Raw genomic sequence first — 22,039 nt, 5'->3', positions numbered from 1 at the left:
AGGAATTCTTTTAGGGACGCTCATGAAAAAAACACTTATCGCATCAGCTTTATTACTAGCAGCACCGAGCTTTGCAGCCGATTGGCAAACTATTCATACCGAACATTTCAACATTCACTACAGTGTTGAGCATGCTGATTTTGCTAAATCAACTGCAGCAGAGCTTGAAATAGTACGCACCAAAGTGCTTGAGCAGCAAAACCGAGCACTTGATCAAACAGTTGATGTAGTGGTGTTTGATCCCCTAAATGCAGCAAATGGCTTTGCGCTACCTACCTCAAATAATCCTGTAATGGCACTTTTTACAACCCCACCACAATCCGACACAGTTATATCAAACAGCGCTGGCTGGCAGCAGTTACTTGTACTGCATGAATATATTCACTTAGTACACTTAGCACAGCCTACACGCAATCACTGGCAGCAAAAAGTACGTGGTATATGGGATTTATACGACTTAACTTACAGTGATACACCGCGCTGGGTAGCCGAAGGTTATGCCACATTGATTGAGTCTAAAATGACGGGCCGTGGGCGTTTATTTGATAACTACTCAGAGTCAATACTGCGAGAATTTGCTCAGCAAGGTGCTTTGCCAACCTATGGGCAATTAAATGGCGAGCAGGGCTTTATGGGCGGCTCAATGGCGTATTTAATGGGTAGTCGCTTTTTAAATTGGTTAGAGAAAAACTATTCAGAGCAAACACTCGATAGTGTTTGGACGCGAATGCAAGGCGTAAAAACGCGTGATTTTGATGAGGCATTTAGAGGTGTGTTTGGGCAAAGTGCAGCCAAGCTATATCGCCGATTTATAGCTGAATATACCTATAAAGCAATGCAAATAGAACAAGGAGAGCCGTTACTTAATAGTGAACTTTGGCTTGAACTTAACTTATATGCAAGTAACCCAGCACTTTCAAAAGATGGTAGTAAGATTGCGATTGTTGAGCGAGATAAAGAGAGTAATACCAAGCTTGTAATTTATAGCACGGACGACAACATAAAGGCGCAAGAGGAGTTTACTAAAGCGCAAAAAGAGCTACTCAAAAACGATGCACAAGACGTCCCCGATACAGCGCCAAGTGTGTTTAAGCGCGAACAAAAACAAGTGCTTAATCAAATTAATCGAGCCGGTATTGCAAACCCGCAATGGGTAAATAACACAACGTTGTATTTTAATGCGTACAGCAATGAAGAGTCGGGTATTTATAACAAAGTGTCTGACATATTTAGCTATAACACTGACACTGGAAATATTACACAGCTTACCGAACTTGCTGGTATACGACGATTTAGCGTAACCAGTAACGGTGAAACCTTGTATGGCGAGCAAATAAGAGATGGCTACTCTGAATTAGTAAAGGTTGATCTCAATACTCAAACCATCACACCATTATTTACAAAAAGCCTTGAGACAACTTACGATTACCCAATACTCAGTCCTGAGGAAACTAAATTAGCTTATTTATCAACGTCATTAAATGAAAATTGGCAGTTGTATATACAAGGTGTGGACGGCAATCAACAGCTATCAGTACCTATGCCAAAAGGGTATCAATATTTAAGTCAGCCTAGCTTTAGCCATAATGGTGAGTCACTTTACTTTGTTGCAGGCTTAAATAGCGCTACTGATATTTATAACTACAACATAGAGAGTAAAACACTCACCAAGTTAACCCAAGGGCAAGAGGCAGTTGCCCACCCGATTGAAATGGCCGATGGCTCGTTACTCTATTTTTCGATAACCGCAGATGGGCCAAATGTAAAAACATTGCCAAAAGCTATAAACAGCACTGTAGTTACTGAATTTTCGGCTAACAAAAAAGCACCGCTGCTAATTGTAAACGAACATACGCTTCCAAAAGCTAAAATATATACGCACCAAACAACGCAGCAAACAAATTACAACGTACTCGATCAGCACGCTACTTTTGCACTAGGGACGCAGTATTATTCGGCTTCTACCAATTTGTTAGATTTAAGCATTAAAAGTAGCGACTTATTAAAGCAGCTCGACTTGCAAGCGGGATATAGCACTGATTTACACGATGGAGCACTGCACGGTGGTTATGTGCAGGCAAAATATAATGCGCTTGATGTAAAACTGAAACTTGCACTGTTTGACTATGATTTAAATACATCGCGCCAGTACCAAGCAAGTTTAAATACCGACATAGATGCCCGTGGTGGTTTTGCTGCAGTAAGTTACCCAGTTAAATTTGGGCAGCTAAGTTTAACGCCAGAGATTGCCTACAATTACACTGATTATAAGATAAGCCATAAAAGTTGGACGCGTTTAGGCGTTGCTCAAAATTGGCAATATGATCGTCAAGATTTTGCGATAGGCCAAAGTGTTTATGCGAGTTGGTACGATGGCAGTAGTAAAAGTAGTAATTGGCAAGGTTACGATTTAGCCGCCAAAATTTTTGGTAAGGCGTTTGGTATTCCTCTTTATGCAAACTTTGATCAAAAACAGCGTGATGACAATAGCCTTGCATTAGGTGGTTTTAGCTCAAATCTTATTAATCAGCAACAAAGTAGTGAACATGTACTTTCATCTGATCTGCCCTTTTACAGTGCAACCGCAGAGCGTTATCAAGGTTATGGTGGTGGGTTTAGCTTAAAAGAAGGTATGCCGTGGCTTTATTATAAGCAACATCAACTCGACGACACCGTATACGCACAAAGCTACGGCTTAAAGTACCAAGGTGACTTTAGTTTTGGAATGGGGCCTGCTGGTGTAAACGATTTAACGTTTAATATGGGATTGTCGCGAGTAGAAGGCGACAGTTTTGAGGATGAAATGCGAGCGTGGCTGAGCTTTTATTATTCGCTATAAATATCAATTGTCTAAGTTACTTATCCATCTGCAAGGATAGTAACTTAGCTTGATATACATCGATTTTTTGGTTATCACGTTCTAGTTCGATAGCTTTCTCAAGTAAGGTTTGTGTTTGTTTAATATTACCTTGTTGATAGCGAACTTTTGCGAGTTCCAAGTATAACTCAGCAATGTAAGGCGCTTTAGTAATAGCTTGCTCAAGGTGTGCTTTAGCCTGATGAGCGTGGCCAGCTTGTAAGTCGTTTTTAGCGATTACTAGTAATTCGTATGGGTCTTTTTCTTTATTAACTAATTGTGAAGAGAGCTCTTTAACCAGCTCTTTGTCGCCTAATTTTTTAGCTAAAAGCTGATAGTTTCTGATTAAATTAATGCTTATTTCATTATTACTAAGTGCTGTTTGATAGATGTTTTTAGCGCTTTGTAAATCACCAGCCCGACGATGCAAAATGCCCGCTATATTAAATAATTCAGGATCATTGGGAGTGTATTTGTTTGCTTGTAGAATAAGTGAGTAAGCAATATCCAGCTGTTTGTCTGCTAGCGCTGTTGCAGCTAAATTACTGTAAAACTTAGAAACTAAATCGTTATAATCTGCACTGCTTGAATAAAAGCTGCGACGGGTAGGAAAGTAGTCGATTAAGGTGCCCGCTCTGAAAAATTCAACAATATTATCATTCTTTTTATCTACTTTTGGGGCGTATACTCTTGTTCTAAAGTGGCTTGCTACATAAACAACATTATTTTCTTTTGCGTATACAGGCTGACTTGTTACTTCTTGAAAGCTTGTTTCTAACCCAAGAGCTTGTGCATAGCTTTGTGTTAAAACAGCTAAGCTAATGCAGTTGCCTTGCGAAAGTTTTAAGGCTTGGGCTGAAGTAAGTGTATCGCCGTGGTATTTAAAGTTAGCTAAGTTGCTTTCGAGGTAGTTGTAAATAATGCGGTCATGACGGATTTCAGACTGTTTTTGTTTTTCGGCATAGGCTAAAAATTTTTCTTTTTCAGCATTTGGCAGCTCGAAAATACTGTACTCAGAAGGAGTGTCGAGTTTATTAAACAAAGAATGGTTTAATAGTTGTTCAAGCTCTATTTGTTGTTCTACTTGCTGAACCTTGGTTGTGTTACATCCAACTAAATATAAAAAAGTAATACAGACTGCTATTTTATAAAACATCATAAACCCACTCCATTGTTAAATTTTACATTACAATGTGGTGGGTTTTTAATCAAGCACTTGCTGTGCTGCGTTTACTTGAGCGATTTTTTTGTGATTGTTTTTTACGTTTACGGCGGGTAAACCACAAGTAAAAACCAGTACCTGCTAGCCACACTGGGCTTAAACCAATAACACACCACAGTATTTTACTTATTAGCCCTGCAAAGTAGCCAAAATGAAGTTTTCTAAAACTATCAATTACCTGCCAGCCAACGCCTACTTCGCGAATATCCCAGTTAGCTATGTGCTCGCCTGTTAGCTTGTTATAGCTAACCGTATTGGCATATTCGCTCGCAAGTGGGTTATTTGTATCGACTTCGCCGAATAAGGTGATATTTTCGTCAGGCTCGAGTGGCATAACTAAAAACGTACCATTAAAAGTGGGTATTTGCTTTTTACTGTCATCAAGTATGTGTTGAAACGAAATATCGCTACTGTGCAAGTTTTTGGTTAGTACAAAGTGCTCTTCCTCAGCGTGTTCAATAACTTCGTGATACCACACCGCCCAGTTAAAGTAGCCACCTGTAATAGCTAAAATAATAATGATGGGCGACCCTATCACCCCCGTCATCTTATGAATGTCGCTAAGTACAATTTGCAGTGTTGCACGCCAGCGCACACTAAATAGGCGCTGCCAAAATTTACGATAAATAATAAGTCCTGTAATACCTAATACCAATAAAAACAGAGCAAAAAAGAAGCCTAGTACTGTGCCTGTTTGCCCTGGCAGGTTTTTAAAGTCGTTAAGTAAAAAGGTGTAATGCAGTTCTAAAAACCAATCAGTAAAATAATGGCTGGTACCAACAGGCTCTGACAAAATGTCACCCGTATACTGGTTTAAATGAAACTTATACCATTGCTCTGTCCCGCGTTTAACTAAGTAAACCCGATCAGCAGTATCATCGTTAAATATTTCCCAACTACCTACTACATACTCAGGGTAAGCAAGCTCTGTTTTTGCGATTAATTTGTCGATTGGCATGCGCTCTGGCAGTGCTTTTATAACATAGTGACTGCTTGGCATAAGTAAGCCATCTATTTCACTTTTAAAAACTAATACGCTCCCTGTAATACTAATAACAATCAAGGGAATGAGAGCTATAAGAGCGATCCAACTGTGAATTTTAAAAAGAGTTTTTCTCATAGATAGTTTTATATATTGCAGTTAATGACTTGCGCATGATAACAACTATCATTTTCATTTGATAGCTTGTGAGTAGGTTTCCTATTAAATAAGTAAACCGTGAACTTAATTCTACGGTTTTTGTATACCTAGCTTGCCAGTACCTAAAACAAGAATGTCTTATTTAGTTGAGTTAAATTTACGCGGCTCTACAATGCCGCGCTCATAGTAAAAGCCTTTTAAAACAAATGTTTATTAAATGTTTTTATTTCTGTGTTTAATTAACATTTATGTAACGAGCGAGGTTGCTTTGGCGCATTATTTGCCTATATTGTCTTCATTTATTTTGGTTTTTAGTTTTTTACCATTACTAAACAAAATTCGAAAAAATCGTAGTGTCTCAGGTTTATCACTATTGATGATGACGTTTGGGTTAGCACAAAGCCTTTATTTTATAACCTACAATATTTATTTTGAGCGTTTTTATATTGCGTTACCATTTATTGTAACCGGTGCGTTAAGTGGGCTTATTTTATATTTTTTTGCACGTTTCAACGCAGCTAAACGAGAACGGGTACAGTTGTTTACTATGCTAGGTTTTTCGTTACTGCCTTTTTCACTGCTTTTAAATTCAAGCCTTGATACTGCAACGGTATTAAGCGCTTTAACGTATGTTGGTCTTGTGATGAGTTCGGTACGTGTTATGCCGCAAACTTATAAAACATTGCGTACGGGTAATGTGAATAATTTAAGCGCGCGCTACTTTAGCTTGCAGTTTATTGCTGGTATTTGCGGCTTAGTTGTTGAGCTTACGACAGTTGCTCCAAGCACGGCGCACTTACTTATGTTTATTATGCTATTGCTTACCAATGCTGTGCAATTTGGTTGTATGCAATACTATAGAATGCGACCTGTAATGGCTTAAAGCAAAAATAAAAGTGCTAATTTAGTTTAGGTATGGCAGTTTTAAGCTATTAATCATTACAAAGTTTAAACAATGCAATTAGCTATTCATCAAATTGATGCGTTTACGAATGAGTTATTTAAAGGTAACTATGCGGCAGTGATCCCACTAGAATCGTGGTTAAGTGACGATTTAATGCTAAAGATTGGCGCTGAGAATAACGTATCTGAAACTGCTTTTACCTGCCTGCAAGACGATGGAAGTTTTGTTATTCGCTGGTTTTCACCTTTGATGGAAATCGACTTTTGTGGTCACGCCACACTTGCGGCTGCCTATGTTTTATGTGAAGAGCATAATATATCGAAAATTTGCTTTGTTGCTGATGCGGTGGGCGAGCTAATCGTTAATAAAAACGCTGATGGCAGCTTTGCAATGACCTTTCCTAAACAAGCACCGATTGAGGTACAAGATGTACCGCAGCAATTGCTTGATGGCTTGTCTATACAACCGAGCAAAGTACTTAAAAATCGCCAAGCTTACTTTGCTATTTATGAAAATGCCGATCAAATACTTGAATTAAAAACTAACTCAGAGCTTTTAAAAACGCTTTATCCACTTGATGTAGTGGCTACAGCACCTAGTGATGAGTACGATTTTATATCTCGTTATTTTTGGCCTGCAAGCGGTGGCGACGAAGATTATGTAACGGGCTCAATTCATACTGGCTTGGCACCTTACTGGGCGCAGCAATTGGGTAAAACTACGTTAAGTGCTTATCAGGCTTCAAGCAGAGGCGGGCATTTAATTTGCAAAGTGGATGATACAACCGTCACTTTGACCGGACATGCTGTAAGGTATTTAAAAGGCACTATTTATATTTAAACTGTGAATTAAGTTATAAAAAAGGCCACGTAAATCGTGGCCTTGGTTTACTCAATTAGTAGAGGTATTTTATGCTTCTAGCGCTTTTGCAATTAAACGATCAATATATTTTTTATGCGCTTTAGTTGCTGTATCTGCACCCCAAGCAACACTGATATCGGCTATTTGAGTTAGCTGATATAACGCTGCTGTTTTAGCTAAGTTATCGTATTTACTTGCTTTGCCAAGACCAGCAATTGCAATTAACTGGTTAACATACTCAATTTGTAAGTTGTGACTAATAGAGTTGGCGTCTTTGCTTTTCACGAAAATGCTGGCGGTTAAATCTTCCATAAACTGAGTTAGGCTATACTCGTTACCGTACAGAGCTGTGTCAGAAATACGCAGTAATACCGCTGGGTGTAATAGCTGTGCAAGTACAGACTTTTGCATCCCTAAAATCATTTGGTGTGCTTTAGGGTCTTCATTTTTGCCATAGTGATTAAAGCCACGACGTTGCAGCTGTAAGTAGCTATAAAGAGGTTGCATGTTTTGTAGTACGTCTGGTGCAAATACAAACTTTGCGAGTATATCCATCGCTTGTGTTTGCCGCTCAAGCGATACCGGTGTAAATGGTTTATCTGCGTTTGCATCACCCACTACAGCACGCTCAACGTACACACCACCTATTTGGCGAGAAACCACACCTGCTTGAGCTCGGTACTGACCAAATAAGCTATTAGCAGAGGTAACAAGCTGTTGGTAAGACTCACCTTTAACCGTTGCTTTATCTTTTAGCTCAGTAAATAGTTTATTAATTAGTGCCATACGATCTGCGCCATAGGCAGCAGGGTTTGACGACAAATCACCAATCATTACACGTGGATCGATATGGCGACCTGGTGCGCGCATATCGTCTGCATCGTTACCAAAGGCAAGGGCATGTTCACTTGAACGAGCAAGTATTTTTTCAAGTCGAGCTTGCTCAGCAGTTTCATCTGCAAGCGCTACGCTGTAGCCATAGTTAATTGCCCAATCATCGTAAGGACCAGGTTTTGTTTGGAAAATATCACCTTGCTGCACACCAATTGGGGCAATGTTAGCAGGTGCATAATCCATAACAGAACCGGTTACTATGCCTTGGGTTTTGTTTTTATCGTGTACTTCTTTTTCATCCCACAAAATTGATGATTTCATATTATGGTTAAGACCTAAAGTATGGCCAACTTCGTGAAGTACCAATTGCGTTAAACCTTGGCGAAGCATTTCTTTATCTTCAATTTTGTCGCCGCTAGCAAGGCCTTTGGCAAGCATTAGATTTTGTTGAATCTCATGCCCAAGAGAGCAATTTAGCTCGCCGGTATTTGTTGTTTCACCGTGGCTCATTGTTCCTTGTGTGAAAAGTGTGTCGTAAATCCAGCGGTTTTTCATAAATACAAACTCAAGCATAATATCTGAGCCCAGTATTTCGCCTGTTAATGGGTTAGCAAGTGCTGGCCCGTATCCGCCAAATGGAGGCTTAGGTGACGAAGTCCAACGCAGTACGTTGTAATTGATATCGCCCGCATCCCAGTCTGCATCGTCTGGTTGTACTTTTACCTCTAAGGCATTTTTAAAGCCGGCTTTTTCAAAAGAGCTATTCCACGTTAAAACAGCGTCACGAATAGTATCGCGCCATTCAATGGGTGTGGTGTTTTCTATCCACCAAGTAATTGGTTTTACTGGCTCTGAAAGCGCTGCACTAGGGTCTTTCTTTTGTAAGTCCCAGCGTTTTATAACATCTTGATAAGGTGCCCAATCGGTAGATGTCATTTGATCGAATTGATTTGTAAAATAACCAATGCGCGCATCATCCATACGTGGTGCGTAGTTATTGCTAGGTAGAGCGACAAACGAGTGCTGAACTTTTACCGATACGCTACGCGGGTCGCTTACTGCATTTGAGCCACGCACCGTTGGGCTTGGGTTAGTAAATACGTAATCAACAACCACGTCTAAGTTATTAGGATATGGACGTTGTTTAATAATGCGTGATTTTTTATCGTCTAGTTTACCTACTTTAAAGCGTTTTTTAGCGTTTTTATCTGCTGGATTTGGCGTAGGTGATACTTTATGAAGTGCTTCGCTTAAAAATAACTTATTTACATTAAATGCTATTTTACCGTCTTCTTCTTTTTCTATTTTAATGCTCGCAAGTACCGCTTCACTAATATTGGCATCACTTGCTTTTGAAATTGCACTACTTTCGTCAAATTTGTAGCGAGGTGTTTTGCTAATAATATCGATACGGTCAAAGTATTTTCTAAATTCAATTAATTTAGTTTCGCGGTACGAACCACGATAATGGCCTGCATCTGTAACGCCATCGACAGTGTGCGCAAAATACACAAACGGCGTATTGAGTTGGGATTCGTTAATCACCATAAGGTGCTTACCGGTTTTTTCGTCTTGATAAAGGCTAAATATACCGGCAAATTCGGTTTGTCCTTTGATCATTTCGCTAAGTGTTTTTGACTCTTTTTCGTCTTTTTTATCGGCTGCAAATGCATGGCTGCCAAACGCTAAGCTAAGCGCAAGGGTGATGGTCGTTAATTTCATTTTGAGACTTTTAATATTTGTTAATTTAATTGGACTGTACGTAAATTAATTTAATTTCGCACATCTTCGCGATGAAATTTAAGTGTTTAACGCTAATAAACTGATATTAATGAATAAAAGTTTGTAACAAAATATAACGAATGAGGTGAGCTGCATGTGAAGTTATATTCTATAGCCCTAAATAGCAGCGGTTTATATGTATTTGCAACAGTTGCTTACAAATGTCATCTTAATGTTTCATATGGCTCTGGTATTATGGCGTTAATAGAATTTTGGGGATAATAGGATATGCAAACAAATTCACTTAGATGGGTTTTTCCATTTGTAGCGCTCATTGTTGGTGTTGTTGGCTTTATGGGAATCAATGCCATTGCAAAAGATCCAGAAAAAAAAGAAGTAATTGATACTCGTCCAACAGTGCAAGTTGAGCCAGTGATTGCAAACGATCATCAAGTTATTATTAATAGCTACGGTGAAGTAAAGCCTCTTGAAAATACACTGCTCTCGGCGCAGGTGTCGGGCGAGGTGTTAAGTTGGCATCCTAATTTTGTAGCCGGTGGCATAGTTGCTCGCGGTGAAACCTTATTCACTATCGAAAAAGACAACTATGAAGCAGCAGTACTTGTTGCAGAGGCCGAGCTTGCTCGCGCACAAGCGGGTTTAATAGAGGAACAAGCTCAAGCTCAAGTAGCCGAAGACGAAGCCAAGCGCTTTCCAAGTAAAGCGCGCACAGATTTATTTTTACGTAAACCTCAAGTGCTCAGTGCACAAGCATCTGTTAAGTCGGCGCAAGCTGCATTAAAGCGCGCGCAACGTGATTTGGATAATTGTGATGTTACAGCCCCTTACGACGCATTGGTTATTAGTCGAAATATAGGTGTTGGACAATTTGTCACTATGGGTTCGCAAGTTGCTGAACTCAATAATATTGAGACCGCTGAAGTGATTATTCCTATAGCAGGGTTCGATAGCGTTTTTTTGCCAGAGCGTATTAAAGGTATTACCGCAACGATTATTCAAAAAGGCCTAAACAGCTTCACCCGTGAAGGTGTAATTGACCGCGACCTAGGGATTGTTGATAACGCTACGCGTATGAGCAGTTTAGTAGTGCGTATAGAAGACCCATACGGTCTTAAGAATATACAACCAGCCATTAAGTTTGGTAGCTACGTACAGGTAAATTTTGCAGGTGCAATGCTTAATAATATTTACCGCTTACCGCAAGAGTTAGTTAATAACAAAACCGTATGGATCGTTAATGAAGAGCAGCAACTTGAGCCGCGCAAAGTCACAGTTATTCGTGAAGAGGGTGAGTACTTTTACATCAGTGATGGTTTGCAAGCAGATGATAAGTTGGTGATTACTTTGCCAGAATATCCGCAAAAAGGCATGGCTGTAAAAATTGCGGGCCTTCAAAATACTAAAAATACAGAGGCACTTGAAAATGCTTCCACTGAAAAATTATAAAGGTAGGCTGAGTTATGAGTAACACTGAACTACCAAATACAGCGCCTAACGCTGAAAAACAAACCGGTATTATTGCTTACTTCGCTAATAACTCCGTTGCTGCCAACCTAATGATGATTTTTATTGTGGTGATGGGAATTATTAGCTTTCTAAATATCCAACGCCAAATGTTTCCTAATGTAGAGATTAACTACATTAATATTGAGGCTAATTACCCCGGTGCCTCTCCTCAGGAAATAGAAGAAAGCATACTTATAAAAATTGAAGAGTCGCTAAAAGATGTGACCGAAATTAAAAAAGGTGTGTACAGGGCATTTAGAAATGGCGGTAGAGCAAGTCTTGAAATTAATACTGATGTAGAGCTGACCGATATACTCGATAAAGTTAAGTTACGGGTTGATGGTATAGCAACGTTTCCTGCCGGTATGGAACCGGTCACCATAAGTCAGGTTGAGTTTAGGCAAGATGTTATAGGTATGACGCTCGTTGCTGACTTGCCGCTTACTGAGCTTAAGCCTATAGCAAACCAAATAGAGGATGAGTTACTACAGCTATCTAACGTGTCGTTAGTGGTAAACGATGTTCCTCTTGATGAAATAGCAATTGAAATCGAACCCGATACGTTGCGTCAATATAACCTAACCCTTAGTGATGTAATGAATGCAGTGCGTCGTTACTCAGCTAACTTTTCGGCGGGGCAGCTAAAAACAGACGCAGGTGTTATTTCTGTTCGCGTCGAAAATCAGTTTTACTCAGGTGAAGAATTTAGACAAATACCGGTAAAAATAGGGGCTAATGGCGCTAAAGTGTTACTGCAAGATATTGCCGTGATTAAAGATCAGTTCACTGAAGGTGAGCGTTACTTTAAATTCAATGGTGAAAATGCGGTTTATATATCGGTGAAAGCGACCGAAGAGCAAAGTATTATCCCAGTTGCTGATTCAGTAAAAGCATTTATAGAATTAAAAAATAAAGAGCTACCACTGGGGGTTCGCTTAGAGCCATTAATGGATATGACGTACTACTTAAATGCTCGCTTAGACATGATGGTTACAAACCTTATTCAGGGTGCTGTTTTGGTTGCAATTATGCTATCAATCTTTTTACGCTTTAAGTTGGCATTATGGGTAATGATTGGTTTACCAGTGTGCTTTTTGGGCGCAATGATGATGATGCCACTGTTTGGTGTAACCATTAATATTTTATCACTTTTTGCTTTTATTATGGTGCTAGGGATTGTGGTGGACGATGCCATTGTCATAGGCGAAAGTGCCTACACCGAAATAGAGAAAAAAGGCGGCGGTGTTGTTAATGTGATTAATGGCGCAAAACGCGTAGCAACCCCTGCAACTTTTGGTGTACTAACTACCATTGCAGTATTTGCTCCATTTACGTTATCTACAGGCCCAGAAAGTGCCTTCTTTTATGGTATAGCTGTGGTGGTAATGCTGTGCTTGGTATTTAGTTTGATTGAATCAAAGTTGATACTGCCTGCCCATATTGCTCACACTCATTTTTCACCAATAAAAGAGGGGGGCTGGCGAGATCGGTTTAATACGCGATTTTTTGGTTTTGTAAATGGCCCATATAAACGCTTTGTTATACGTTGTGTTGAATGGCGTTGGTCAGTGCTATTTTCATTTATTGCTCTATTAATCGTAACCTTTGCTTTAATCTCATCAAATCAAGTTCGTACCGGGTTTATGCCAAAAATCCCGCATGACTACCCGCAAATAAATCTAGAAATGAACGACAATGTATCAGACATACAAACAATAAATGCTATTCGTGAAATAGAAGCGATGGTGATTGCGATTGATGAAGATACCGAACGCAAATATGGTCAAAAACTCATAAGAGATATTTTAGTATTTAACCAAGGTCGAACTGAAGCACAAGTGCTTGTTCCCCTTGTTGATGAAAGTATAAGGCCTTATAACGCGTTTGAATTATCACGACGTTGGCGCGAGGCGATGCCCGATATTGCCGGTGTTAAATCATTAACCATTTATGATGATGTAAATGGAGGGAGCAGTGACGGCGAATTTGGTTATTTATTATATGGCTCTGATATTGATACATTAAATAATGCAGGACGTCGTTTTATAGAGTTGCTGCAGCAGCAAGAAGGTTTGTTTGATATTAGCTCAACAATAGATCCTGCAAGTAAAGAAGTGCAAATGAGCCTAAAACCGGTCGCTTACGACTTAGGTTTAGACTTAGCTTCTATTGCAAATCAAGTTGGGGCAAGCTTTTACGGTGGTGAGGCTCAACGTGTTATTCGCCGAGGCGAGGAAGTACGTGTAATGGTGCGTTACCCTAAACTGACTCGAGAGGCATTTTCGTCACTTAAGCATGCGGTTGTTACTACCCCGCAGGGCCGTGAAGTACTGCTTGGTGATGTAGTTGAACTTACAGAAACACCAGGCATTAGTTATATCCGCCGTGAAGGGGGCTATCGTACTGTGTATGTTTATGGAAACATAGATGAAGAAGTGATTGAGCCAAACGAAGTTGTAGATCAAATTAAAGAAAAGCTACTACCACAACTTAAAGAAGAATATCCAAGTGTTAAGTCAGAACTAGGTGGCGCCATTGAAGAGCAACAAGATCAGGCTAATCAGCAGAAGATGTTTTTCTTCGGCGGTATGATTTTGGTGTATATTTTATTAGCCGTACCCCTTAAGAGTTATGCGCAACCACTTATTGTTATGTCGGTGATTCCATTTAGCTTAACGGGAGCAATATGGGGGCATTACTGGTTTGGTTTGAATATAACTTTAATGTCTGGCTTTGGTATTATTGCAGCAGCAGGGGTGGTTATAAACGACTCACTCGTTATGACCGATTATGTGAATCAAGCCCGTAAAACAGGTGTTAGTATTAAAAATGCTGTAATAGATGCCGGTTGTGCTCGATTCAGACCTATATTACTTACTTCAATTACTACATTTGCAGGTGTATTGCCCATTATGTTTGAAACAAGCCTGCAGGCTAAGTTTGTAATACCTATGGCGGTAGCGCTTGGTTTTGCAGTGATGTTTGCAACATTAATAACACTTATATTAGTGCCATGCTTGTACATTATATTAAGTGATATTGGTAAGGTGTTTACACGCATTTTGGGTGGGATTAGGACTGTATTTAAACGTCGCCCGCAGAAGGTTTAGCTCAATAAATAACATACGGGCTTAAATGCCGGGTACAAAAAAGCACTGAATGATTAACCATTCAGTGCTTTTTTATCATTTGTTGTTACTACATTAAGTATTAAAACAACAATAATTAATCTTTAAATTGCTTATGGCAATCTTTACAGCCTTTAGCCCATGCGCCAAAAGCTTTACCAATTACGGCCTTATCGCCTGATTGAGCCGCTACTGCTAGCTCATCTGCGTATTGTTGGAATGCAGTTGCTTTTTTCATAAAAGTATCGTTTTCAGACCAAACAGCAGCAAGTGCAGCTGTGTCGCCTTTATCTGTTCCTTCGTAAAACGCTTCCCATGGCATTTTTGAAAGTGCAGCTGCGTTGTTAGCACGCTTTTTAAATTGCTCTGCGTCAAAAGGTACTTTACCTTTTAGCATTGCGCCCATGTCACCAATTTGTACTGAGATCATTGAAAACGCTGCTTGGCGGTATTCAATCGCGTCACTTGGCTCTTTAAATGCAGAATTTGCCGATACGCTAAATGCACACGTTGCCAGTGCTATTGTTGCTAATACTTTTTTTAATTTCATGTTTGCCCCTGTTGAAGATTGTAATTCTTAATTCGGTATCTTGTATCTAACATCGTATTTATTCAAGTGAATACGATAGATTTAACTAAAACTTAATCGTTTATATCAATATCTGCAAATATCATCCCGCGACGCATGCTTCTAGTTGCTAAGAATACCTCACCAAGTAACGACATAAATGCACATATGAGTAATGCCATTGCTGCTACAAAACAACAAGCAATAGTCACGCCTAAGTTTATAGATTGAATGTGCGATAAAAATAACAACATAACCACAGCGCATACAAGCAATGCGCTTAATACACTTAAACTAAAAGCAATATGTATACATCGAGAACGCTTTAAAAGGGCGCGCAGCTCTGTAGCGAGTGATTTATTAAAGTCCTCGTCAGTACTTACTTTTAATCTGCGTTCTAGCTGACGTGCTCTATCGGTAATACGTGCCAAACGATTAGATAAAACACCCAAAGTAGCGGCAATACCCGTGATCAAGAATACTGGGGCAACAGCTGTTTGAATTACTTTAGCCATAGTTAAAATATTTATTACTTCGTTATTCATTCCTACCCTTAATCAGTTGAGCTTGAAAATGACTTATATATCTACAGAGTACCTGATGTAGGCTTATTAAGAAAAGAGGAATTACGTTGATTTACTTTACATAGCTTCACAAAGTAAATCACAACACAGGTTATTTTTAGGTATATTTAATTACTTAATAAAAAATAAAATACAACAAGGACTTTGACTGATGAAACGTACTCCATTCGCACTTGCTGCATTATCGCTAGCTATTTTAAGTGGCTGTAATCAAGCCCCTGAAGAAACCAAAAAAACTAATACACAAGTTAAAACGGTTCAAGTAGCCCAAGCTATTGCCCCTGTTGCAAAAAAAGTGCCTCATGAGATGACTATTCATGGTGACACACGTGTAGATAATTACTATTGGTTACGTGATGACGAACGTAAAGCACCAGAGGTTATTAACTATTTAGAAGCTGAAAATACATACACAGATGCAATGCTTGCACATACTAAAACGCTGCAAAGTGAATTGTTTGAAGAGCTAAAAGGGCGTATTCAAAAAGACGATGATTCAGTCCCAGTTAAAAACGGTGATTATTTTTACTCAACGCAAACACGTGGCGATAACGAGTACACTACTTACTTACGCAGCAGCGATTTTGCAGGTACTGATCAGCAAGTTATTTTAGATGTAAATGAGCTTGCGAAAGGCCATGATTATTATGCAGTAAGTGGCTTAAATGTAAGTCCGAATGGCAATTTAATGGCTTATGGCGAAGATACTGTTAGCCGTCGTATTTATAGTATAAAAATAAAAGATTTAACTACCGGTAAATTACTCGAAGATACACTTGAGGGCACCAACGGCGGTATAGTTTGGGCAAACGATAATAAAACTGTTTATTACATTAAAAAAGATTTACAAACTTTATTAGGTTATCAAGTTTATCGTCATACATTAGGTACACCACAAGCTGATGATGAGCTAATTTACGAAGAAACTGATACCAGTTACTACATGGGTATGAGTAAAAGCAAAGATGAGTCAGAAATTTATATTTGGCACAGCAGCACGGCTGCATCAGGCGTATCTGTATTAAGTGCTGATGATGCTAAGGCAATGCCTAAACGCTTAATTGAGCGCGAAGCAGGGCTTGAATATGAAATATCTAAACTAGGGAATACTTACTACATTGTCACTAATTTAAATGCTGTAAATTTTCAGCTGATGAAAGTTGATATTGATAAAGCTGGTGACAAATCAAATTGGCAAAGTGTGATCCCAGCGCGCGATGATATTAAGCTCGAAGGCATTGATTTATTTAATGACTACTTAGTTTACCAAGAGCGTGAAATGGGCCAATCAAAGTTGATTGCGCGTGATTTAAAAACAGGTAAAGAGTTACCACTGAGCTTTAACGATAGCGCTTATACAATTGGTACTTATGGTAATAACGATATAGATAGCAGCACATTACGTGTTTACTACACAAGCATGACTACACCTGGTTCATCGTACGATGTAGATTTAGCAACTGGCGATAAAAAACTACTTAAACAGCAAGCTGTATTAGGTGATTTTGATGCTGATAATTACGCCTCAGAGCGTATTTTTGTAACAGCACGTGATGGCATAAAAGTACCGGTAAGCTTAGTTTACCGAAAAGATGCGTTTAAAAAAGATGGTACTAACCCGCTACTGCAATATGGTTACGGCTCTTATGGCGCAACCATGGACCCTACTTTTTCAAGCACGCGTTTGAGTTTACTTGACCGTGGCTTTGTATTTGCAATTGCCCATGTACGTGGCTCGCAAATGCTAGGTCGTCCTTGGTACGAAGACGGCAAGCTACTAACTAAAAAGAATACATTTAATGACTTTGTTGATGTAACTAAAGCATTGGTTTCTCAAAAGTATGGCGCAAAAGATGAAATATTTGCGTTAGGTGGCAGTGCTGGTGGCTTATTAATGGGCGCAGTAGCAAACCAAGCGCCTGAACTTTATAAAGGCATGGTTGCAGCGGTACCGTTTGTAGATGTAGTAACCACGATGCTTGATGCGAGTATTCCGCTTACAACAAATGAATACGGCGAGTGGGGTAATCCGAACGAAAAAGCGTATTACGATTACATGCTGTCTTACTCGCCATACGACCAAGTATCTAAGCAAGCATATCCTAATATGCTAGTAACGACTGGCTTGCACGATTCGCAAGTTCAATACTTTGAGCCTGCAAAATGGGTTGCTAAGTTGCGTGACTATAAAACTGATGACAATAAGTTACTGTTTAAAATAGATATGGAAGCAGGGCACGGTGGTGCATCGGGTCGCTTTAAGCGCTTAGAAGATACCGCGCTAAACTATGCATTTATGCTTGATTTAGCGGGTATTAAAAAGTAGTTGATATTTATATTTAAATAGATTTAACTCAATAAGGTGCTTTTTAAAAAAGCACCTTTTTTTGTGGCAAATTAAAGCTAAACATAGTGCCTTTACCAATTTCACTTTGTACGTAAATTTCGCTATCCATTAGTTTTAATAACCCTTTGCAAATAGCCAATCCTAAACCACCTTGCTGGCGCCCTTCTTTATTAGAATTACTTGCTTGGTAGTGTGGGTCAAAAATAGCATTCAGCTCATCTTCTTTTATGCCTACGCCCGTGTCTGATACATGCACAAATAATTGATTATCTTCACTGCGTTTTACATGTACTGCAATGCTGCCGCCGCGAGGGGTGTGCCTAATTGCATTATCAATTAAATTGCTCAGTACTCGCTCTAGCTTAGCGATATCGGCAACTACAGGGAAATCACAAATCTCAGGTTCTACCGACAAACTAATGCCTCTTTTATCAACGGCTAAACTAAATTTTGCCATGCAATCGTAAATAAGCTCACCTAAATTAAAGGTTTCTTTATTTATACTTATTTCGCCATTTTCTAAGTGAGCAAGCTCAAATATTTGCTCTATGAGTAGCTTTAATTGCCCACAATTATTAAGCGATACCTGCAAGTATTCTTGCTGCTCTTTTTTACTTAGTTGTTCACCCGACTGATTTAATACTTCTAAAAACCCCTGCAGTGAAGCAAGTGGTGTACGTAGGTCGTGCGATAAGTGAGTTAGTAACTCTTTGCGTTGCTTATCGCCTTGTTCAAGCGCTTTAAACTGCTCATTAATACGCGTTAGCATGGCTTGAATACTTCGCCCTAAACTATGCACTTCGTTACTTTTTTGCGTTGAATAGTTACTTAGCTTGGTGTCGGTAAGGCTGTAGTTAGCGGCTTCAATATTACTAACATCGCGTGCTAAGCGCTGAATTGGGTTGGTAAAAAAACGTAGTAAAATTAGCATCGCAATAAATAAAAATGCAAGTGCAGAGCCAAGCCATAAAGCGGCCAGCCATAACTTATCATTATTTTTTACAGTGCTTAGTGAGGTATCGTAAGCCTCACCACCAATAATTACATATAAATAACCTTGTAGCTTATCTTGATTAAATACTGGCGCGGCTGAAAATATTTTTTGTTGCTCTTTATTACGAGGGTTATCACCATAAATAGGTGCAGCGCTTGGGTCGTTAATCAGCCTTTTTAAAGGGGTTAAACTAATATGCGTACGTTTTACTTTACCCGGCTTTGCGGAGTAAGTAAGAATTTTTCCGGTTTCGTCTACAAAATAAAATTCAAACGCAGGACCTAATAACATCAAGGTATGAAAGAGGTTTTCAAGCGCTTTATAGTCGTAAACACCTTCTTTTATTAATGGGTTATCTTGTACTAAATGCTCGGCAAGCGCCAAATGTAAATTTTGCTCAGCATGATGTTTTGAGGTGAGCTCCAGTTGCTTACTCCAGCCGTAAACAAGGGCGCAAATAAAACAAAAAATCACGACTAGCGATATAGCTAATTTTTGGTACAAAGATAATTTCATAATAGGTGTCTTAATTGAGTTGGCTAGGGTTTAGTTTGTAACCAACACCCCAAACGGTTTCGATGATAGGCGCTTGTTGGTGTTCTTCTAGCTTGGCACGTAAGCGGTTTATGTGTGAATTAACCGTGTGCTCGTAACCACTGTGTTGGTAACCCCACACTTTATCGAGTAACTGCTGGCGACTAAAAACATGATTAGGATGACGTGCAAAGTAAACGAGTAAATCAAATTCGGTGGCGGTAAGGTTAAGGGCTTGTTTACCTAAATACACTTGGTGCGAACTAAATTCTATATTGAGTGAGCCTACATTTAGTGTTTGTTCGCTATCAACGGGAGATTTGTCGTTGTTTTGGCTCGCGAGTAGTTGTGCTCTGTGGCGTAATTGGGTTTTTACTCTGGCTTGTAATTCGCGTGCAAAAAAGGGTTTACAAATATAATCATCGGCGCCCATTTCAAGGCCAATAACTCTGTCCATATCGCTACTCAGCGCGGTGAGTAAAATAACGGAGGTAGTAGGGTAATACTCTTTTATTTTTCGGCATAAGCTTAAGCCATCCATTTGGGGTAAGTTTATATCGAGTAAAATAAGTCCGTAGGGATGCTTGGCTATTTTTTTTAAGGCTAGTTCTGCGCTCACAACATGATCAACATGTAAGTTAAGCGACGTTAGCTGCGTGGTAATTAACTTACCTATTTCTCTGTCATCTTCAACTACTAATATTTTTTCGTGACGCATGTATTACCTCGTAAAAAGGGGGGCATCCGTGCTCCCTTACTTCCCCATTACAAGCTGGAACGTTACTGCGTGCGCGTAATTACTATTTTCGATACTGGGTTATCAAACTTATGTTCAACACCAAGTGCTGATGTAGATAATCCATCTTGATTTGAAACAATGCCTGGATGCATCGTTATTATATCGGCTGTATCGTCACGTATTTCGTTAAACCCTTCACCGCTAGCGGCAGGACCTGGCACAGTTTCAGCTGTTTCTGTATTTGCTTCCGTACCCGCATCATAAGCTGTCGTAGTGCGTGATAACGAGCCGCCAACTTCTAATGTTGATACATCTAAAGAACTAAGACCGGTAAAAGCATCATTTGTATTCCCAAGCATGGCAGCAAATGACAAATTAAGCGTTTCTTGCTCTTCAACAGTAATGATTACTGTGGTGGTTTCACCAGGGCCAATAGCGCCTTCAGCTGAAACTGCAGCAAGTGCACTTTCGTAGCTGAGGTATTCTTCATTTGCACCGCTTTCTGCAAGCATTTCTAAACCAACAGAAGCTGTTGTGCCGAATGTCCAAGGTGCTTCATCTTCAAAAGCAATGACAGAGAGTGGTGATAAAGGCTGTCCTGCAGTTAAGTTACTAAAAGTAATAGTAAACTCACTGATCACAGGTTCTACAACAATTGGCTCAACAACGACCGGCTCTTCAACAATTGGGTCGTTATCATTATCGCTACACGCTGCAAGTGTGGTTGCAAGTGCAAGCACTAGTAGACTTTTTTTAAGGTTGTTAGCAGATGACATAATCATGCTCCTACTTAACTGTAACGGTTAATTGCGCTACTGGGTTTAACCATCTGTGTACTGTATTACTTAAATCGCTATTACCCGCTTCTAAATCGTCATCACCTAAGCTACCTGGGTGAATATGGATGCTTGTATTTGTATCACCACTTAATACACCTGTACCGCCAGTGCCAGCGTCGCCACCTGGAGCAGCAGGAATACCTGGAGTACCTGGTGCGCCAGAGCCTTCAACTACAAGCTCATTGTTTTGTTCTGTGCCTGCATCGTAAGCATTTAAATTAATTGTGTAAGTACCCGCTTCTGTTGGGATTTTCCAGCTGTTTAAGCCTACAAAGCCATCATTAGTTGGTAGCATCATTGCAGTTAAAGATAGGTACTCATTACCGTCAGTCGTGCTCAGTGTTGCCGTTGTAGATGCGGCTGGTGCAAGTAAACCTTCAGCTGGATTTGCAGCCATATCACTGCCCGCTGCAGTTGCTTGTGCAACTAGCTCTGCAATATTGCCGCCTTCAGCCATTGTTTGTAGTGCTGTAGATGCCTCTGTTGCGACTTCAAATAGTGTGTCTTCGCTGTTGTGTGCTGTAATTAACAGTGGAGTAAAGTGAATACCTTTGGTTAGGTTAGTAACTTTTAGGTCTAATTCTGCGGCCATAGTCGATTGGCTAGCTGCCGCTAAAAGAATTGCGATTGTTAATGTAGAAGTTTTCATTATTATTTCCTGTAAGTGATGATTCGAGTTAAGTATTGAATAATCGTCTCCAGAAACTCTCACAAACTTATCACTTTTTTATCACAAGATTTCACGCTGTGATTTTTAAACATAAATACGTTGGTTGATTTGTAGACATTTGTTCAGTTAAGAGGCAACATACATAAAACAAAAAGGAGAGTGTTATGGAAGAAAATCAACAGGTTGAACCAGTTAATAAAGATGACCGTACGTGGGCTATGTTATGCCATTTAAGTGCGCTTGCTGGGTTTGTTGTGCCGTTTGGCTCAATAATTGGGCCATTAATTGTGTGGTTAATTAAAAGAGATGAAATGCCAATTGTTGACGTGCACGGTAAAAAGGCGCTTAACTTTCAAATAACGATGGCAATTGCATATGTAGTTTGTTTTGTACTGATGTTTGTAGCAGTAGGCTTAATATTACTACCTATAGTGGCAATTTTTGGGTTTGTAATGGTTGTAATGGCAAGTATTAAAGCTAACGAAGGTAAAGAGTTTAATTACCCGTTTAGTTTAAATTTGATAAAATAAACACACAGTTTATTTTTATACCAATTGCATTAAATTAG

The 22,039-nt window shown here is 39.5% G+C and carries 17 protein-coding genes; 8 read left to right on the top strand and 9 right to left on the bottom strand.

Translation table 11 applies throughout. The features are described from left to right. The first annotated feature begins 22 nt into the window (after positions 1 to 22). On the top strand, positions 23 to 2,839 hold the full coding sequence (locus AC5NT5_RS16570) for a TolB family protein (protein ID WP_494514218.1): 2,817 nt from the start codon (positions 23 to 25) through the stop codon (positions 2,837 to 2,839). A 16-nt stretch (positions 2,840 to 2,855) separates the two neighbouring features. Here AC5NT5_RS16570 and AC5NT5_RS16565 read toward each other — a convergent pair whose 3' ends face one another. Both AC5NT5_RS16565 and AC5NT5_RS16560 read right to left on the bottom strand, forming a co-directional pair. Next, on the bottom strand, positions 2,856 to 4,016 hold the full coding sequence (locus AC5NT5_RS16565) for a tetratricopeptide repeat protein (RefSeq protein ID WP_494514219.1): 1,161 nt from the start codon (positions 4,014 to 4,016) through the stop codon (positions 2,856 to 2,858). A 49-nt stretch (positions 4,017 to 4,065) separates the two neighbouring features. Continuing rightward, on the bottom strand, positions 4,066 to 5,199 hold the full coding sequence (locus tag AC5NT5_RS16560; protein WP_494514220.1) for a PepSY-associated TM helix domain-containing protein: 1,134 nt from the start codon (positions 5,197 to 5,199) through the stop codon (positions 4,066 to 4,068). 289 nt (positions 5,200 to 5,488) lie between these two features. On the opposite strand from AC5NT5_RS16560, the gene AC5NT5_RS16555 reads away from it, so the two are divergent. Both AC5NT5_RS16555 and AC5NT5_RS16550 read left to right on the top strand, forming a co-directional pair. After that, on the top strand, positions 5,489 to 6,103 hold the full coding sequence (locus AC5NT5_RS16555; protein WP_494514250.1) for a SemiSWEET family transporter: 615 nt from the start codon (positions 5,489 to 5,491) through the stop codon (positions 6,101 to 6,103). A 72-nt stretch (positions 6,104 to 6,175) separates the two neighbouring features. Continuing rightward, positions 6,176 to 6,964, top strand: a complete 789-nt coding sequence (locus tag AC5NT5_RS16550) for a PhzF family protein (RefSeq protein ID WP_494514221.1) — start codon at positions 6,176 to 6,178, stop codon at positions 6,962 to 6,964. A 69-nt stretch (positions 6,965 to 7,033) separates the two neighbouring features. On the opposite strand, the gene AC5NT5_RS16545 is transcribed toward AC5NT5_RS16550, so the two are convergent. Continuing rightward, positions 7,034 to 9,541, bottom strand: coding sequence for a zinc-dependent metalloprotease (locus AC5NT5_RS16545; RefSeq protein ID WP_494514222.1), 2,508 nt, complete (start codon positions 9,539 to 9,541; stop codon positions 7,034 to 7,036). A 156-nt stretch (positions 9,542 to 9,697) separates the two neighbouring features. Between AC5NT5_RS16545 and AC5NT5_RS16540 the strand changes: the two genes are divergently transcribed. Genes AC5NT5_RS16540 through AC5NT5_RS16530 form a run of 3 tightly spaced genes read left to right on the top strand, consistent with a single transcriptional unit; the run spans position 9,698 to position 14,178 of the window. Then, a complete protein-coding gene (locus tag AC5NT5_RS16540) occupies positions 9,698 to 9,823 on the top strand; it encodes a hypothetical protein (RefSeq protein WP_259395782.1) in 126 nt (41 codons plus the stop codon). A 6-nt stretch (positions 9,824 to 9,829) separates the two neighbouring features. Further along, a complete protein-coding gene (locus AC5NT5_RS16535) occupies positions 9,830 to 11,008 on the top strand; it encodes an efflux RND transporter periplasmic adaptor subunit (protein ID WP_024595582.1) in 1,179 nt (392 codons plus the stop codon). Between the two features lie 14 nt (positions 11,009 to 11,022). After that, positions 11,023 to 14,178: an efflux RND transporter permease subunit gene (locus AC5NT5_RS16530; RefSeq protein WP_494514223.1), complete on the top strand. Its 3,156-nt coding sequence runs from the start codon at positions 11,023 to 11,025 to the stop codon at positions 14,176 to 14,178. 115 nt (positions 14,179 to 14,293) lie between these two features. Here AC5NT5_RS16530 and AC5NT5_RS16525 read toward each other — a convergent pair whose 3' ends face one another. Then, the gene (locus AC5NT5_RS16525) at positions 14,294 to 14,746 is read right to left on the bottom strand and encodes a c-type cytochrome (RefSeq protein ID WP_024595584.1); all 453 of its coding nucleotides are present in this window, start codon (positions 14,744 to 14,746) and stop codon (positions 14,294 to 14,296) included. Positions 14,747 to 14,838: 92 nt separating this feature from the next. Beyond that, the gene (locus AC5NT5_RS16520) at positions 14,839 to 15,309 is read right to left on the bottom strand and encodes a DUF2721 domain-containing protein (RefSeq protein ID WP_007377300.1); all 471 of its coding nucleotides are present in this window, start codon (positions 15,307 to 15,309) and stop codon (positions 14,839 to 14,841) included. Positions 15,310 to 15,499: 190 nt separating this feature from the next. Here AC5NT5_RS16520 and AC5NT5_RS16515 point away from each other — a divergent pair, with 190 nt between their 5' ends. Further along, positions 15,500 to 17,674 (top strand): S9 family peptidase, encoded by a 2,175-nt coding sequence (locus AC5NT5_RS16515; RefSeq protein WP_494514224.1) that lies wholly within the window; start codon positions 15,500 to 15,502, stop codon positions 17,672 to 17,674. 43 nt (positions 17,675 to 17,717) lie between these two features. Here AC5NT5_RS16515 and AC5NT5_RS16510 read toward each other — a convergent pair whose 3' ends face one another. The 4 genes from AC5NT5_RS16510 to AC5NT5_RS16495 form a co-directional block, all read right to left on the bottom strand. Beyond that, positions 17,718 to 19,205, bottom strand: a complete 1,488-nt coding sequence (locus AC5NT5_RS16510) for a sensor histidine kinase (protein WP_494514225.1) — start codon at positions 19,203 to 19,205, stop codon at positions 17,718 to 17,720. Positions 19,206 to 19,215: 10 nt separating this feature from the next. After that, complete coding sequence (locus tag AC5NT5_RS16505) at positions 19,216 to 19,941, bottom strand: response regulator transcription factor (protein ID WP_494514226.1); 726 nt, start codon at positions 19,939 to 19,941, stop codon at positions 19,216 to 19,218. A gap of 62 nt (positions 19,942 to 20,003) precedes the next feature. Then, positions 20,004 to 20,738, bottom strand: coding sequence for a spondin domain-containing protein (locus AC5NT5_RS16500; protein WP_494514227.1), 735 nt, complete (start codon positions 20,736 to 20,738; stop codon positions 20,004 to 20,006). A gap of 10 nt (positions 20,739 to 20,748) precedes the next feature. Continuing rightward, positions 20,749 to 21,450 carry a spondin domain-containing protein gene (locus tag AC5NT5_RS16495; protein WP_149594636.1) on the bottom strand — a complete coding sequence of 234 codons (702 nt, stop codon included), beginning with the start codon at positions 21,448 to 21,450 and terminating at the stop codon, positions 20,749 to 20,751. Between the two features lie 185 nt (positions 21,451 to 21,635). Here AC5NT5_RS16495 and AC5NT5_RS16490 point away from each other — a divergent pair, with 185 nt between their 5' ends. Continuing rightward, positions 21,636 to 22,001: a DUF4870 domain-containing protein gene (locus AC5NT5_RS16490; protein WP_024595771.1), complete on the top strand. Its 366-nt coding sequence runs from the start codon at positions 21,636 to 21,638 to the stop codon at positions 21,999 to 22,001. Positions 22,002 to 22,039: the final 38 nt, after the last annotated feature.

It is taken from the genome of Pseudoalteromonas sp. J2K-J599, assembly GCF_059295115.2.
The sequence above is the reverse complement of the archived record's forward strand: the minus strand, read 5'-3'. Positions and strand labels throughout refer to the sequence as shown.

What these genes read in the sequence shown, in the direction of transcription:
- AC5NT5_RS16570 (WP_494514218.1), top strand. Translation starts at nt 23, where the DNA reads ATGAAAAAAACACTTATCGCATCAGCTTTATTACTAGCAGCACCGAGC.
- AC5NT5_RS16565 (WP_494514219.1), bottom strand. Translation starts at nt 4,016, where the DNA reads ATGATGTTTTATAAAATAGCAGTCTGTATTACTTTTTTATATTTAGTT.
- AC5NT5_RS16560 (WP_494514220.1), bottom strand. Translation starts at nt 5,199, where the DNA reads ATGAGAAAAACTCTTTTTAAAATTCACAGTTGGATCGCTCTTATAGCT.
- AC5NT5_RS16550 (WP_494514221.1), top strand. Translation starts at nt 6,176, where the DNA reads ATGCAATTAGCTATTCATCAAATTGATGCGTTTACGAATGAGTTATTT.
- AC5NT5_RS16545 (WP_494514222.1), bottom strand. Translation starts at nt 9,541, where the DNA reads ATGAAATTAACGACCATCACCCTTGCGCTTAGCTTAGCGTTTGGCAGC.
- AC5NT5_RS16535 (WP_024595582.1), top strand. Translation starts at nt 9,830, where the DNA reads ATGCAAACAAATTCACTTAGATGGGTTTTTCCATTTGTAGCGCTCATT.
- AC5NT5_RS16530 (WP_494514223.1), top strand. Translation starts at nt 11,023, where the DNA reads ATGAGTAACACTGAACTACCAAATACAGCGCCTAACGCTGAAAAACAA.
- AC5NT5_RS16525 (WP_024595584.1), bottom strand. Translation starts at nt 14,746, where the DNA reads ATGAAATTAAAAAAAGTATTAGCAACAATAGCACTGGCAACGTGTGCA.
- AC5NT5_RS16520 (WP_007377300.1), bottom strand. Translation starts at nt 15,309, where the DNA reads ATGAATAACGAAGTAATAAATATTTTAACTATGGCTAAAGTAATTCAA.
- AC5NT5_RS16515 (WP_494514224.1), top strand. Translation starts at nt 15,500, where the DNA reads ATGAAACGTACTCCATTCGCACTTGCTGCATTATCGCTAGCTATTTTA.
- AC5NT5_RS16510 (WP_494514225.1), bottom strand. Translation starts at nt 19,205, where the DNA reads ATGAAATTATCTTTGTACCAAAAATTAGCTATATCGCTAGTCGTGATT.
- AC5NT5_RS16505 (WP_494514226.1), bottom strand. Translation starts at nt 19,941, where the DNA reads ATGCGTCACGAAAAAATATTAGTAGTTGAAGATGACAGAGAAATAGGT.
- AC5NT5_RS16500 (WP_494514227.1), bottom strand. Translation starts at nt 20,738, where the DNA reads ATGTCATCTGCTAACAACCTTAAAAAAAGTCTACTAGTGCTTGCACTT.
- AC5NT5_RS16495 (WP_149594636.1), bottom strand. Translation starts at nt 21,450, where the DNA reads ATGAAAACTTCTACATTAACAATCGCAATTCTTTTAGCGGCAGCTAGC.
- AC5NT5_RS16490 (WP_024595771.1), top strand. Translation starts at nt 21,636, where the DNA reads ATGGAAGAAAATCAACAGGTTGAACCAGTTAATAAAGATGACCGTACG.